Source organism: Hymenobacter sp. UYAg731, from assembly GCF_054061335.1.
This window is the reverse complement of the sequence record NZ_JBSSEC010000001.1, coordinates 388,613-402,920: the sequence shown is the minus strand read 5'-3', so window position 1 is coordinate 402,920 and position 14,308 is coordinate 388,613. Positions and strand designations below refer to the sequence as shown.

13 protein-coding genes are annotated in these 14,308 nt (G+C 58.1%); 1 reads left to right on the top strand and 12 read right to left on the bottom strand.

Annotation, left to right across the window (positions count from 1 at the left end):
• Positions 1-121: 121 nt before the first annotated feature.
• From ACVWYF_RS01675 to ACVWYF_RS01645, 7 genes are all read right to left on the bottom strand, one after another.
• Positions 122-2,080: a KUP/HAK/KT family potassium transporter gene (locus ACVWYF_RS01675; RefSeq protein ID WP_457063963.1), complete on the bottom strand. Its 1,959-nt coding sequence runs from the start codon at positions 2,078-2,080 to the stop codon at positions 122-124.
• Between the two features lie 117 nt (positions 2,081-2,197).
• Positions 2,198-2,881: a hypothetical protein gene (locus ACVWYF_RS01670; RefSeq protein WP_457063961.1), complete on the bottom strand. Its 684-nt coding sequence runs from the start codon at positions 2,879-2,881 to the stop codon at positions 2,198-2,200.
• 96 nt (positions 2,882-2,977) lie between these two features.
• On the bottom strand, positions 2,978-3,613 hold the full coding sequence (locus ACVWYF_RS01665) for an FKBP-type peptidyl-prolyl cis-trans isomerase (RefSeq protein WP_457063959.1): 636 nt from the start codon (positions 3,611-3,613) through the stop codon (positions 2,978-2,980).
• 238 nt (positions 3,614-3,851) lie between these two features.
• Positions 3,852-3,986, bottom strand: a complete 135-nt coding sequence (locus tag ACVWYF_RS01660) for a hypothetical protein (RefSeq protein ID WP_457063957.1) — start codon at positions 3,984-3,986, stop codon at positions 3,852-3,854.
• A gap of 121 nt (positions 3,987-4,107) precedes the next feature.
• Positions 4,108-4,683: a pseudouridine synthase gene (locus tag ACVWYF_RS01655; protein WP_457063955.1), complete on the bottom strand. Its 576-nt coding sequence runs from the start codon at positions 4,681-4,683 to the stop codon at positions 4,108-4,110.
• A 70-nt stretch (positions 4,684-4,753) separates the two neighbouring features.
• A complete protein-coding gene (locus ACVWYF_RS01650) occupies positions 4,754-5,824 on the bottom strand; it encodes an OmpA family protein (RefSeq protein WP_457063953.1) in 1,071 nt (356 codons plus the stop codon).
• A 141-nt stretch (positions 5,825-5,965) separates the two neighbouring features.
• Positions 5,966-6,838 carry an aldo/keto reductase gene (locus ACVWYF_RS01645; protein WP_457063951.1) on the bottom strand — a complete coding sequence of 291 codons (873 nt, stop codon included), beginning with the start codon at positions 6,836-6,838 and terminating at the stop codon, positions 5,966-5,968.
• Between the two features lie 194 nt (positions 6,839-7,032).
• Between ACVWYF_RS01645 and ACVWYF_RS01640 the strand changes: the two genes are divergently transcribed.
• Entirely contained in the window at positions 7,033-7,494 is a 462-nt protein-coding gene (locus ACVWYF_RS01640) for a hypothetical protein (protein WP_457063949.1), read from the top strand.
• A gap of 41 nt (positions 7,495-7,535) precedes the next feature.
• On the opposite strand, the gene ACVWYF_RS01635 is transcribed toward ACVWYF_RS01640, so the two are convergent.
• The 5 genes from ACVWYF_RS01635 to ACVWYF_RS01615 all read right to left on the bottom strand — a co-directional run bounded on the left by ACVWYF_RS01635 (position 7,536) and on the right by ACVWYF_RS01615 (position 14,293).
• Positions 7,536-8,324, bottom strand: coding sequence for an SDR family NAD(P)-dependent oxidoreductase (locus ACVWYF_RS01635; RefSeq protein WP_457063947.1), 789 nt, complete (start codon positions 8,322-8,324; stop codon positions 7,536-7,538).
• A gap of 135 nt (positions 8,325-8,459) precedes the next feature.
• Positions 8,460-9,050 (bottom strand): hypothetical protein, encoded by a 591-nt coding sequence (locus ACVWYF_RS01630; protein WP_457063945.1) that lies wholly within the window; start codon positions 9,048-9,050, stop codon positions 8,460-8,462.
• A gap of 457 nt (positions 9,051-9,507) precedes the next feature.
• The gene (locus ACVWYF_RS01625; RefSeq protein ID WP_457063943.1) at positions 9,508-9,972 is read right to left on the bottom strand and encodes a hypothetical protein; all 465 of its coding nucleotides are present in this window, start codon (positions 9,970-9,972) and stop codon (positions 9,508-9,510) included.
• A 68-nt stretch (positions 9,973-10,040) separates the two neighbouring features.
• Positions 10,041-10,832 carry a trypsin-like peptidase domain-containing protein gene (locus ACVWYF_RS01620; protein ID WP_457063941.1) on the bottom strand — a complete coding sequence of 264 codons (792 nt, stop codon included), beginning with the start codon at positions 10,830-10,832 and terminating at the stop codon, positions 10,041-10,043.
• A gap of 41 nt (positions 10,833-10,873) precedes the next feature.
• Positions 10,874-14,293, bottom strand: a complete 3,420-nt coding sequence (locus ACVWYF_RS01615; RefSeq protein WP_457063939.1) for a methylmalonyl-CoA mutase family protein — start codon at positions 14,291-14,293, stop codon at positions 10,874-10,876.
• Positions 14,294-14,308: the final 15 nt, after the last annotated feature.

Here is a 14,308-nt window from a genome sequence, read left to right as displayed (position 1 = left end):
ATCACTGCCGCCCAACAAAAAATGCCGCCCGATTGGGCGGCATTTTTTGGTTAAATCCATCAAGATTCATGGCGGGGCGGAACCACCAATCATCCGCTAAAACCCGTTAAATCTGGGGTTCTTATTTTACCCGCTTCAAGGCTACTTCGCGCACCGGGGCAATTACCAGCGGCACCTTTTCTACTTTCACGGAGGAGGTGTCCAAGCCAAAATACTGGTCTTCAGAGGCAATGAACTGGCGAATGTAGAAGTAGGCCTGCATTACAAGCTTCTCGACGGTCGGGAAGTCGTTCTCGATGCTGAGGAATTTTTCCAGCACCACGAAGCGGAAATCACCGGTAACGTGCTGCTTGCTCAGCGATTCGTAGCGCGAGGTGATGTCTACTTCCTTGTTGCGCACCAGGTCTTCAATCACCTTGCGGAAGTAGAGGTTGATGCGCTGCTGCACCCGGAAACCGAGGCGGAAATTGATGCGGAACACGTCATCCTTAGCCACTTCGGTCACCTTGTACTCCATTGTGTACGGCTCGTCGGTGGTGTCGACGTGGATGAACCAGTAAATGTCGGCGCGCTTGGGCCGCTTCTGGAAGATGGAATAGATGATTTTCTGCTCAATCTCGGTGCTGCGCTCGGCCGAAGTCAGGAACACGAGATGGGTCGAGTATTTCGGGATGGATTCGTCGTCGCTGAGCTGCTTGAGAGCGTCCACGTAAGGCTCCAGCCGCACAAATTCGGTGAGGCGGCGCTTGATATAGAAGGCTTTAAGCCACACGTACATCACGGCCATGAGCGTACCGCCGATGGCCAGCGACACCCAGCCGCCGTGCGGGAACTTGCGCATGTTGGCAATCAGGAATGCGCCTTCAATGACGCCATATAGCACGGCAAAGGATATAACCAGCGGCAAAGCCACCTTCTTCATCTTCAGCCACATGGTGAGCAGAATGGTGGTCATCAGCATGGTCAGGGTGATGGCCAGGCCGTAGGCGGCTTCCATGTTTTCCGACTTTTTGAAGTACCACACCACCCCAATGCAGCCCAGCAGCAGCAGCCGGTTCATGCTGGGCACGAAGAGCTGGCCCTTCACATCGGTGGGGTAGTTGAGCTTCACCTTGGGCCACATATTCAGGCGAATGGCCTCGGCCACCAGCGTGAACGAGCCCGTGATAAGCGCCTGCGAAGCAATGATAGCCGCGATGGTCGCAATGCCAATGCCAATGAGCAGGAACCACGAAGGCATCAGCTCATAGAAGGGGTTGCGGCCATTCAGCTTCTCGCCCAGGTGGGCCAGCAGCCACGCGCCCTGGCCCAAGTAGTTGAGCAGCAGCGCAGACTTTACAAAAGTCCAGCTGATGCGGATGTTGCCCTTGCCGCAGTGGCCCAGGTCCGAATACAGCGCCTCGGCCCCGGTAGTACACAAAAATACCGAGCCCAGCAGCCAGAACCCGCTGGGGTAGCGCACCAGCAAATCGTAGGCATAGTAGGGATTAAAGGCCTTCAGAATAACGGGGTTCTGAATCACCCAGCTAATTCCCAACACGCCCAACATGGTAAACCACAGGAGCATTATTGGCCCAAAAGCCTTGCCCACAATCTGAGTGCCAAAGCTTTGCAGCAGAAACAGGCCGGCGATGATTCCAATGACGATGAATACAATAATGTCCTGCGTCAGCGATGGGTACACGGCTTTCAGCCCCTCAATGGCCGAGGACACCGAAATGGGCGGCGTAATTACGCCATCGGCCAGAAGCGAGGCCCCGCCGATGATGGCCACGGCCGAAAGCCAGGCCCCGCGCCGCCGCACCAAGGCGTAGAGCGAGAAGATGCCACCTTCGCCGTTGTTGTCCGCGTTCAACGTGAGCAGCACGTACTTAACGGTGGTTTGCAGGGTGAGCGTCCAAATCACGCAGGAGATGCCGCCGAGCACCAAGTGGGCATCAATCATGTCCGGCACCGTGGCCCCTTTGAGGATGGACGACATCACGTAGAGCGGCGAGGTCCCGATGTCGCCGTAAATAATGCCAAGGGCAATGAGCAGCCCCGCCCCGGATATAGCGGTATGCGAATGTTTAGAGTCCATGCGGTAAGTTGAAAGCGGTAATCGGCAAGTTTTGGGTGCTACGGGTGGATTACGGGGCGCGAAGGTAGCAGCCCGGCTGCTGGAATGTCCTTACGGTTTCCTGCCGGAAAAGTCGTATTAGCTGATATCTAATGGATTATTATTTGCAGCCGCCTCATTATCAGCGAAAGTCTGCACGTCGGCAGCGGATTGGGCAGCCTGGCGCGTGGCTTCGTCGGCGGCCGCGAGAAGGGCGGCGGCCTGGCGGGCATCGTAGTCATGCACGCGGAAGATGCGGCGGTTCAGCTCGGCACTGAGACGCTGCCAGGGCGCGGTTTCGCCGGGCAGGGCAAAGTTGACTACCTCGCGGCCCAGGCGGTGCAGGCGCAGGCGGTTGGTGCCGCGGTGCCCGTAGGCCAGCAGTACCGCCGTGGCCACCATGCCCAGCATGGCCGGGCCAGTGCGCAGCTGGTTTTGCAGAAAGGCAATCATGACAAAAGCCAGGCCCAGCCCCCCCAGCAAATACCACAGTATCCACTTCACGGGCGTGATTTCGGCCCGCTCCAGCTCGCGCAGCGAGAATTCCTGGCCCCGTACCGTCACGCTGCCATCGGCGAGGACCACGCGGCCGTCAGCAGACCGCACCTCGGGCAGGGGCGGTAGTTCCGGCAGAAACGCGGGGGGCGGGGTGGGTTGGTAATGGGGAGCGGGTGGCACGGCAGCGGCTGCCGCGCCGGGCGTAGGCAGCAAAGAGGCCCCGGAAGGTTGTTCCGGGGCCACGTTGGGCTGGTCAGCGGGAGGCTGGGCTTCGAAGGGATTCATGGTCTTGGAAACAGCCGGAATGGTGCTGGTGGGGCGGCTCCAGGTGGGAGCCGCCGTGCGGGTAGCGGCAGAAACAGGTTCTGCCGCTACGCTCGCTCAGTTGTTCACTTTCAGCAACTCTACGTCGAAGATGAGGGCGGTGTCGCCGGGGATGTCGCGGCCCGCGCCGCGCTTGCCGTAGGCCAGGTCGGAGGGGATGTAGAGGCGGTATTTCGAGCCTTCGGGCATCAGTTGAAGGGCTTCTGTCCAGCCGGCAATTACGCCGTTGACGGGGAAGGTAGCGGGCTGGCCGCGCTGGTAGCTGCTGTCGAACACGGTGCCGTTAATCAGGGTGCCGTGGTAGTGCGTCGTCACCGACGATTTCAGGCTGGGCTTGGCCCCCGTGCCCTGCGTGATTACCTCGTATTGGAGGCCGCTGGGCAGGGTGGTGACGCCGGCTTTGCTGGCATTCTGGGCGAGGAAGGCTTCGCCTTCGGCTTTGTTGTTGTTCATGGATTCGGGGTCTTGGGTATTATCGTCTTCGTCGGCACCGCTGCCCATTTGCTCCTGCAACTGCTGCATGGCGGCCTGCATCTGCTCCTGGGTGAGGCGGCTGGGGAGGCCCTGGAGGCCTTCTTTCAGCGCGCCGGCCAGAGTGTCAACGTCCAGTTCGAGGCCCTGCTGGGCAAAGTTGCGGGCCAGGTCGCGGCCAATGATGTAGCTCACCTGAGCTTGGTGGGAATCGAGGTTCATAAAACCAGGAGGGGGATTTGTGAAGCTGCAACGGCTACGGCCACAAATGCCGCCACCGGCAGCCGGTGAAAAAAGTGTTAAACGGGTTACGCCGTTGCGAGGGCAAGGTTCCAAAAGCCGCGCCGAACCACCCAAGCCCGCCGCATTGGCCGATGCCATAACAAAAGAGCCCGGCTAATGGGCCGGGCTCTTTCAGGAAATAATGCTGACAGGATGCTGCGTAACGATAAAATAGGGATTAGCAGTAGTGATGGTGGTCGTCGTCGCCGTGGAAAAAGAACGTCAGGTCGAGGTCGGCCAGTTTGGCAGCCAGGTAGGTCATGCCGCCTAATAGCAGCAGTGAGGAAAGAGAGAAAGCAGCGGTTTTTTTCATATCGATAGCGCAAATAGCCTAGTGGCTAATGCTGATGCAAAGATACGACACCGCGCGATAAATGTTATGCATGCAGCATAAAATAATGATTTAATAATGGATTAATCCTCGCCGAATGAGCTTAGATGCCAAAGTCCGGCACCTCCACCACCGCCCCCGGAGCCAGGTCGCCGAGCCAGATGCTGCCTACCCGCACGCGCACCAGCCGCAGCGTGGGAAAGCCCACGGCCGCCGTCATTTTGCGCACCTGACGGAATTTGCCCTCCCGCACCGTAATCGATACCCAGGAAGTGGGCCCGTGCCGGTCGTCGCGGATTTTGCGGGTGCGCGGGGCGAAGGCGGGAGCGGCTTCAAGGCGGTGAGCGGCGCAGGGGCTGGTGATGACCTTTTCGTTATGCACCCCGATTTCGACTCCGGCCCGCATCCGGACCAGCGCGGGCTCGTCCATTACCCCATCAACCTGGGCGTAATATTCTTTTTCGACGTGCCGGCTCCGGATGGCTTCGCTCACTTTGCCATCGGTGGTGAGCAGGAGCAGGCCTTCGCTGTCCTCATCGAGCCGGCCAATGGACATGGTGCCCGCCGGAAAATCATGGAATTTGCCCAGCATGGTTTTCTTCGCCTCGCCCGAAAACTGGCTGGTGAACTGGCTGAGGCAGCCGTAGGGCTTATGAATAAGAAAGTGGCGATGGGACATAATTGGGCGATGGCCTTGCTTTACAGGAGCGGCGCAGTTGCTGCTTGCTTAGCAGCTGCGCAACGTACAGTTACTTTATTTCTTCCACCTCCACGCGCCGGTTGCGGGCATCGGGCGAGGGGTAGAGCGGGCGCGAGTCGCCGTAGCCGATGGAGCTGAGGCGCTCGGACGCGATACCCGCTTTTAGGAGGTAGGTTTTCACGGCTTCGGCGCGCTGTTCGGAAAGAAGCTGGTTTTTATCGGGCTCGCCCAACTTATCGGTGTAGCCGGCTATGCGCAGGCGCAGGGTGGGACGGGTCCTGAGCTCGGCGGCCAGCTGGTCGAGGGCCGGGGCGGCGGTGGGCATCAGCTCGGGGGTGCCCAGCCGGAAGAGCACCGTAGGCAGCACTACCGTGGCGGGCGCGGCGGGCAGGATGGGCGTAACGGGGGCTTTTAGGGTTGAATCGGCAGGGGGCGCGGGTGGCGGCGTGGGCACGGGCGTCCGGGCCGGCTTAGCCCCGCTCACCTGAATGGTGATGGGCACCACGGGGCTTTGCTCGGTGGGATAATAGGCCTGCTTGAGGTAGAAGGTAGTGGTTTTGCTGAGCCGGGTGCGGTAGGTGTTGCCAGCGGCCAGGGGCTGCTGTAATTCGGCATCTGCGTACCAGAGCACGTTGCGGCCCGATACGCGCAGGGTGCTTTCGGTGCCGGCCGACACGGTGGCTAGCGACTTCAACCGGATGCGGTAGAAGGTGAAGGTACCCACGCTGCAGTCGCCCAAGGGGCGGTAGGTGGCGTGGCCGGTGAGCTTTTCCAAGGCGAGGTCATAGGTGAAGGTGATGGCGCCGTCGCACCAGTAGCTGGTGTAGGTACGGCCGGTTTCGTTCAGCTTCTGCTGGTGTTCGAGGCGCAGGCCGGTGGCGGTGCGGCCGCCCCGCATTTGGAAGGTGACGGAGGTGCCGGGGTTGCCGCCTACTTGCTGGTAGAGCACCCCAAACACGTCGGTGCCCTTGCTTTTCTGGAGCCGCAGGACGGCGGGCCAGTAGGCGTTGGGTTTCGCGGTTTCCGATTCAACTCCCTGCCAGACGCCCGTCAGGGACTGGGCGTGCGCCGGGGCGGCCAGTAGCAGCGCCCCGAGGCCATACCAAAAGCTGTTTTTCATGTCGTCAAAAATAACCAGTCCGGGAATTCTGAGGAGCCAGGCCACGGACGGCGGCCATACAAAAAGGCTGCCGAAACACGTTTCGGCAGCCTTTTTATCAGGAATGATGACAATGTTGCCGCTACCCGAATTGATAGCAAACTACCCCAGATACGCCATGTCTTCCGCGCTCAGCTTAATGTCGGCTGCTTTCATGTTTTCCTCAAAATGCGCCAGCGACGACGTGCCGGGAATGGGCAGCAGCCAGGGCGACTTGTGCAGCAGCCAGGCAATGTTGAGCTGGGCTTCGGTGGCGTTGTGCTTGCGGGCGATTTCGGCCAGTTTATCGCCGGCTTTGGGCAGGCCATGCACCAGCGAGAAGAACGGGATGAGCGGGATACCGTGCTGCTCGCACAGGGCCAGCACTTCTTCGCCGCCTTGGGTTTCGCCGTGGGCCTCGCGCAGGGTGGTGCGTTGCGCGTAGCCGTACATATTCTCCACAGTGGCAATTTCGCCCTGCTTCAGGCCGGCTTCCAATTCCTCGCGGGTCACGTTGCTGAGGCCAACGTGCTGAATTTTGCCTTCTTTCTGCATCTCAAACATGGCCCCAAGCTGCTCATCGAGCGGCACCGCGCCGTGGCCCATCAGCCGCAGATGCACCAGCTGAATCTGCTCGCGTTTGAGGGTGCGCAGGTTGTTGTCGATGGCGGTGCGCAGATTTTCGGGGGTGTTGAAGGGCACCCAGCTTTTGTCAGGCTTGCGGGTAGCGCCCACTTTAGTGCAAATGACCAAGTCGGCCGGGTAAGGGTACAGGGCCTCGGCAATAAGGCGGTTGGTCACGTCCTCGCCGTAGTAATCGGCCGTGTCCAGGAAATTCACGCCCGACTCCACGGCTTTCTTCAAAATGGCCAGTGCCTGGGGCCGGTCGGCGGGCTCACCCCAGATGGCGGGGCCGGTAAGGCGCATGGTACCGTAGCCGAGGCGATTAACGGTTAGGGGCTGGGCGGAGTTTTGGGCAATGGTGATGGTGGGCATAAGGGCTGGTTAGGTTCGGATAGGAAAAAGACGTTTAGGCCGACGCAATGTTTGGGAATGGCTCCGATATTTTAATTTCTGCCAGCGCCGCGCGCGCATCAGCAGCCGCTTTTGCCGCCGGATTGCGGAGGCCGCCCCTCCTAAACCCCTATTTCCATCGGTCCCTTATCTTGCGACGTAAAAATATGCTGCTCATGCCTGCCCCGCCCATTCACTCCAATGCTTTGCCCGACCAGGATGCTTCGGCGGCGGATATCCAAACTACTTCGGCTGCTAGGGCTTCAGCGCGCCCTGCCCGGCGGGTGCGTCGGCCCAGCCTCACCGGGGCGGTAGCTAACACCGCCACCCGGCTGCTCCCGCTGGTGGCCCTGCTCGATTCCATTCAGCCCTCGGTTAGCAAAGAGTCGATTTTCCGCATCCGGCGTAAGAAAATTAAGCAGCACTTCACCGAAATCTACGCCGAGCTGCACGCTGAGCGCCCCCGCCGCGAAGCCCTTACCCACGCCTTTCAGGCCCTGGCCGAGCTGGTACTGGAAGAAACCCGCGACATCAGCAAAAACGAATTGAAACAAGCGACTAAAGAAGTGGTGTTGGCCACGCTTCAAAATGCCCCCGCCCTTATCAACATTGCGCACCAGGCCCGGCTGCTGGCGTAGCGTCCGGTAGTTTGCCCGGCTCAGGCTGGAGGCCCCGCCTGCTACATGGAGCGGTGCCGGGCCGTGCGGTTGCGCAGGGCCTCGTAGTTGGCGGCGGCCACGGCGTCAATTTTGTGGGGCTCCAGGAAATTGGTTTTGATTTGCGCCTCGCGCTCGGCCCCGCCCATGATGACGTTGATTTCCCCCGCCAGCAGGCCCGCGATGGAAGCTTTGGCCACGTCTTCGGCCGAGTCCATGCCCTTCACCACGGCGGTTTTCATCATGTCGGTATCGGTGGCGGAGGGGTACACGGTCATTACATGCAGCGGGTGCTGGAAAAGCTCGCGGCGCATGGCATCGGAAAACTGGCGGATGGCGGCTTTGGTGGCGGCATACACGCTGTAGAAGGGCATGGCCAGGTAGCCGTAGCCGGAAGAAATGTTCATCAGCGCCCCGTCGGAGCTCTTTAGCAGCAGGGGCAGGGCTTTCTTGGTGAGCAGAATGAGGCCGGTCAGGTTGATATTGATTTGGCCGATGATGTCGTCGTCGGACTGGTCGGCGAGCAGGCCGGCGCTCACCACTCCGGCGTTGTTCACCAGAATGTCGAGCCCGCCCCACTCGCGGGTAATGGTGGCTACGGCGCGGTCGAGGTCGGCGGGCAGGCCTACATCGCCGGCAATGAGCAGCAGCCGGGCATCGGGGTATTCCTGCTTCAGGGCATCGAGGGCTTCCTGTTTGCGGCCCATCACGGCAAAGTCGCGCACGCCGTGCCGGAGAAATTCGGCTAGCAGCGCTTTGCCAATGCCAGCGCTGCCGCCGGTGATAAACACTTTCTTGTTTGCTAAGTCCATCTGGAAAGGCTGCCGGATTAGTGAGCGTGCAGCCGGATGGGTTGTACCAGTCCGGCCCCCGAAAGGTTGGTGCTGGTGGCTACGGCCAAACTCGTGCAATCCTGGGGGCGCTGCCGATTAAGCTCCTAAGCCCGGTTAAACAGCTGCCGTCTGAAAGCCTTGACGGGTCTTAATGAGCACCGGCAGTTTGGCTTTGCCCTTGGCCCGGCCTTTCTTGAAGGTGATGGTCCAGATGCTGTCGTAATCATTATCGGGCCATTCCAGCGGCTCTGCGATGCCCAGGGCTTCGGCAATTTTCACGATGTTGTGATGCTCCCAGACCAGCAGTACGGTGCCGCGGTGGTGGCGCAACTCCTTTACGAGGCCCTTAATTTCATCGGGGGCGTAGTCGCTGTTGATGGTCAGATTGTGCTGCACGGCGTAGGGCAGCACGGTTTGCATCATTCGCACCCGGGTGGTGTCTTCCTTATCGGTGCCAATGCACGGCACGTAAGTGAAATGAGGCGGTCGGGGCAGCAGGTTGTTGAGCACCTCGGGCAGGGCCAGCGCCCGTTCGAGGCCTTCGGGGGAAAGGTTGTCGCCTTCAGTCGGCTTTTCGCCGTGCCGGATGATGACAATCTGGAGCAAAGGCCCATTGGGTGCGGGCGGGGCCTTGGGATGCACCGGATTGAGATGGTATAGCAGGAAAAGCTTGGTCCTATCTATTTCGGTAAAATGAGTAATCATGAGGCAAAGGCAATAGTAAGAGGCCGGAATCAAGCAAAGAATGCTTAACCCGACAACGGGCTAGCTGCGGCATACTAGCCCGGCCGGTGCAGGGTTACAAACTTTGAATGAGCGCCCGCCTCCCAGCGCCCCCGCCGCCTCTTGCAGTGGCTTGAAGAGTCGAGGGGAGCTACAGTAAATCGCCGTGTCGCTGCGCCCCTAAAGCCGCTGCCGAAGCCGGGGGCTCAGTGTCGCACCCAAATGGCCCATGAGCTAGCCCAAGTGCCCTTGGTGCCTCTCAACGCCGCTGAGGAAGCTTAGTGTGTCTGGGAGGCGGGGCCGGTGGGAGATGCCCCGTTACGCAAAACACCCTGCCCCCACTAGGTGGGAAAGGCAGGGTGTCGGGATTGGGGAAGTGAGCCAGGTGAGAACTTGTCTAGCACAAAACTGACTACACATTAACCTTACGGGATTTTATCTACTTGATGAATGCAACCCAATCATTATTTGCATCAAAAACATTGTAGCCAGATGATGAATCACTTTCAATATGGCCTATATAATTATTGTTAGTGTCGAACAACGAATATCCATTTTGATTGTGATGGACTGCGAATTTTGTGTTTTCTAAATTAGTGTTAAACACTTGCATAACGCTGTCATTAACTTTCACGCAAAACTCTGTAGGAACCAAGTCCAAGTTGAATACAACGTTGCCTTGAAAGCTTGTATTGACATTGGGATTAATATTGCTATTAATCCTTGGGTTAATATTAGAGTTGCGCATCGGATTAATCATGCTGTTGCGCATCGGGTTGATTAAACTGTTGCGCATCGGATTAATCATGCTGTTGCGCATCGGGTTAATTAAACTGTTGCGCATCGGATTAATCATGCTGTTGCGCATCGGGTTGATTAAACTGTTGCGCATCGGATTAATCATGCTGTTGCGAAAAGGATTGATTAGGCTGTTTCGCGCAGGGTTTTTGCTTGTAGAAAGTATCATTGCTTCTAAGCCTTTGGAAATGAAGAGCTATCTATTAAACGTAGTACAGCATCTGTAGATATACACACTGTATAACCAGAATTAGTATACTCGACATGCTCTATTGAACTTTCTCTATTGTTTTTCCAAACGGTCGAGAATGGTACGTATTGGGAAACCAAGCCTATTATTCTGATTGTATCATCTTCACATACTTCAAGAACTGGTCCTCCACTATTACCATAGTACGCAAAGCAGTCAATAATGAACGTGTCGCTGCCAATATTGTATCCGGCGATTATTCCTTTTCTGAATAATGGTCTACTTACATCAAAACCTGTTATTATTTTATTGAATAGTAGAGAAGTTGGAAAGCCAATTAAATAAACTTGATTTGGTGCTCTTATTTCATTGATGCCTCTGGTATCACTGCTACTAACAGTAATTATTTCATGTGGGTATTCATTAAATAATGTGATTAATTCTGATGTACTATAGTCCCCTCTATTTGGTAATAATATGGCGACGAAATCATTGACCATATTGTGAATTATGTCAGTCTTGTCTAAGTATACTTCGAATAAAAAACTTACGGTAATTTCATCTCTGATATTTTTTGCTGTAACTAGTAGACTTGTGTCAATCAGTGTCTCACCTTTGAAAACCACATGTTTAGCAGTTATAATATAATCTGAGCCATTATGTGTTAAAATAAACCCAGAACCTAGTGACTGCCCTCCTGCTACACTAAGTGAGACAACATAAGTTAGATTATCTAGATACTTTTGATTTTGCATGACGTTTTCAAATAGGCTCACTGTCTTGAATGGATAGACAGTGAGCCTTATAGTTTCAACTCCTACATATTCCGCCGGTACTGCCCGCCGACCTCAAACAGCGCGTTGGTAATCTGGCCCAGCGAGCAGTATTTCACCGTTTCCATCAGCTCGTCGAACAGGTTGCCGTTGGCCACGGCGATTTGCTGGAGCTGCTTGAGGCGCGCCGGGGCCTGGGCGGCGTTGCGCTGGTGCAGCAGGGTGAGCATGTCGATTTGGTACTGCTTTTCCTCCTCCGTGGCACGGATGACTTCGGCTGGCACCACCGTGGGCGAGCCCTTCGACGAGAGGAAGGTATTCACTCCTATGATGGGGTACTCGCCGGTGTGCTTCAGCATCTCGTAGTGCATGCTTTCCTCCTGGATTTTGCCGCGCTGGTACATGGTTTCCATGGCCCCGAGCACGCCGCCGCGCTCCGTGATGCGGTCGAATTCGAGCAGCACGGCCTCTTCCACCAGCTCAGTCAGCTCCTCGATGATGAAGGAGCCTTGCAGCGGGTTTTCGTTTTTGGCCAGGCCCAGCTCGCGGTTAATGATGAGCTGAATGGCCATGGCCCGGCGCACCGATTCCTCGGTGGGCGTGGTGATGGCCTCGTCGTAGGCATTCGTGTGCAGCGAGTTGCAGTTGTCGTAGATGGCATACAGCGCCTGCAGCGTAGTGCGAATGTCGTTGAAGTCAATTTCCTGGGCGTGCAGGCTGCGGCCCGAGGTCTGGATGTGGTACTTCAGCATCTGGCTGCGGGCGTCGGCGCCGTACTTCAGCTTCATGGCCTTGGCCCAGATGCGGCGCGCCACCCGCCCAATCACGGCGTACTCGGGGTCGATGCCGTTGGAGAAGAAGAAGCTCAGGTTGGGCGCGAAATCGTTCACGCTCATGCCCCGGCTCACGTAGTATTCCACGAACGTGAAGCCGTTGCTCAGCGTCAGGGCCAGCTGCGTAATCGGGTTGGCCCCCGCCTCGGCAATGTGGTAGCCCGAAATCGACACGGAGTAGAAATTCCGCACCTTCTCGGTGATGAAGTACTCCTGCACGTCGCCCATCAGGCGCAGGGCAAACTCGGTGCTGAAAATGCAGGTGTTCTGGGCCTGGTCTTCTTTCAGAATGTCGGCCTGCACGGTGCCGCGCACCTGCGTCAGCGTCTTGGCCTTGATGGTGGCGTACACGTCGGCCGGCAGCACGTCCTCGCCCGTCACGCCGAGCAGCAGCAGGCCCAGGCCGTCGTTGCCGGCCGGCAGCTCGCCCTGGTAGCGGGGCCGGAGCTGGTTCTTAGCCGCATAAATCTGGTCGACTTTGGCATCGACTTCCGCCGTCAACTCGTGCTCCTTAATGTATAGCTCGCACTGCTGGTCGATGGCCGCGTTCATGAAAAAGGCCGCCAGCGTCGCCGCCGGACCGTTTATCGTCATCGAAACCGAAGTGCTGGGGTTGGCCAGGTTGAAACCCGAATACAGCTTCTTGGCATCATCGAGGCAAGCAATGCTCACGCCCGCGTTGCCAATTTTGCCGTAGATATCGGGCCGCAAATCGGGGTCTTCGCCGTACAGCGTCACCGAGTCGAAGGCCGTGCTCAGGCGCTTGGCCGGCAGGCCCATGCTCACGTAGTGGAAACGGCGGTTTGTTCGCTCCGGCCCGCCCTCGCCGGCAAACATGCGCGTCGGGTCCTCACCCTCGCGCTTGAAGGGGAACACGCCCGCCGTGTAGGGGAATTCGCCGGGAAAATTCTCCTGCATGGCCCAGCGCAGCCGGTCGCCCCAGCCCGAGTAGCGCGGCATCGACACCTTAGCAATCATATTGCCCGATAGCGACTTGGTATGCGTCTGCACCCGGATTTCCTTGCCCCGCACCGAGTACACGTACTCCGGGTTGCGGTAGTTCTGAAGCGTGGCTTCCCAGTTTTCCAGAATGGCCTGGCTGTCGGCATCGAGCCGGCGCAGCTGGGTCTGCTTGTTCTTCTCGAATTCGCCCACCATGCTCTCGCTGCTCTTTTTCTCGTCGCGGTAGTGCTGCTCCAGCTTGGCGAAAGCCCCGGCCACCTCGGCAATGTTGGCCTGCTCGCGCACGCGCTGGTCGTAGGCGCGGTTGCTTTCGGCAATCTCCGAGAGGTAGCGCGTGCGGTGCGGCGGGATGATGTAAATCTTCTCCGAATCCTCGCCGCTGGTTTCCAGGTGCGAGGCGAAAATGGCCCCGGTCTTGGTCTCCAGCATCTTCAGCACCGCCCGGTACAGCCGGTTCATGCCCGGGTCGTTGAACTGCGAGGCGATGGTGCCGAATACCGGCATCTGGTCCGTAGGCGTGTCCCACAGGCCGTGGTTGCGCTGGTACTGCTTGCGCACGTCGCGCAGCGCATCCAGCGCCCCGCGCTTGTCGAACTTGTTCAGCGCAATCACATCGGCGAAATCGAGCATGTCGATTTTCTCCAGCTGCGTGGCCGCGCCGTACTCTGGCGTCATCACGTACAGGCTGGCATCGGAGTGCTCGATGATTTCCGTGTCGCTCTGCCCGATGCCGGAGGTTTCTAGGATAATCAAATCGTAGTTGGCGGCGCGCACCACGTCCACGGCATCCTGCACGTAGCGGCTCAACGCGAGGTTGCTCTGGCGCGTAGCCAGGCTGCGCATGTACACCCGCGGCGAGTTGATGGCATTCATCCGAATCCGGTCGCCGAGCAGCGCCCCGCCCGTTTTGCGCTTGCTGGGGTCGACGGAGATGATGGCAATGGTCTTCTCCGGGAAGTCCATCAAAAACCGCCGCACCAGCTCATCCACGAGGCTGGACTTGCCCGCGCCGCCCGTACCCGTAATACCGAGAATAGGGGCGGGGCGCTTACTGCTTAGGTTCTGATTGTTGTTGCTTTCGCCCATCTGAAACTCGGCCACTAAGTCGCCTTTTACCCGCTCAAACTCCTCGGGGAAGTTTTCGGCCGCCGAAATCAGGCGGCCAATGCTGCGGGCGTCCTTCTCTTTAACGTGGCCAGCTTCGCCATTCAGGTTCTGACCTGTCGGAAAATCAGCCTGCTCCAGCAGGTTATTAATCATCCCTTGCAGGCCCATCGCGCGGCCATCATCGGGCGAATAGATGCGGGTGATGCCGTAGCCCTGCAGCTCCGCGATTTCCGTGGGCAGAATCACGCCGCCGCCGCCGCCGAAGATTTTGATGTGGCCCGCGCCGCGCTCCTTCAGCAGGTCGAAAATGTACTTGAAGTACTCATTGTGCCCGCCTTGGTAGCTGGTAATGGCAATGGCCTGGGCATCTTCCTGAATCGCGCAATCCACGATTTCCTGCGCCGAGCGGTTATGCCCGAGGTGAATAACCTCCGCGCCGCTGCTCTGGATAATGCGGCGCATGATATTAATGGCCGCATCGTGCCCGTCGAACAAGGCGGCGGCGGTAACGATGCGAACGTGGTTCTTAGGCTTGTAAGGCGCGGTGGGAGCGGGGTGCATATTCGGGGGAGTAGC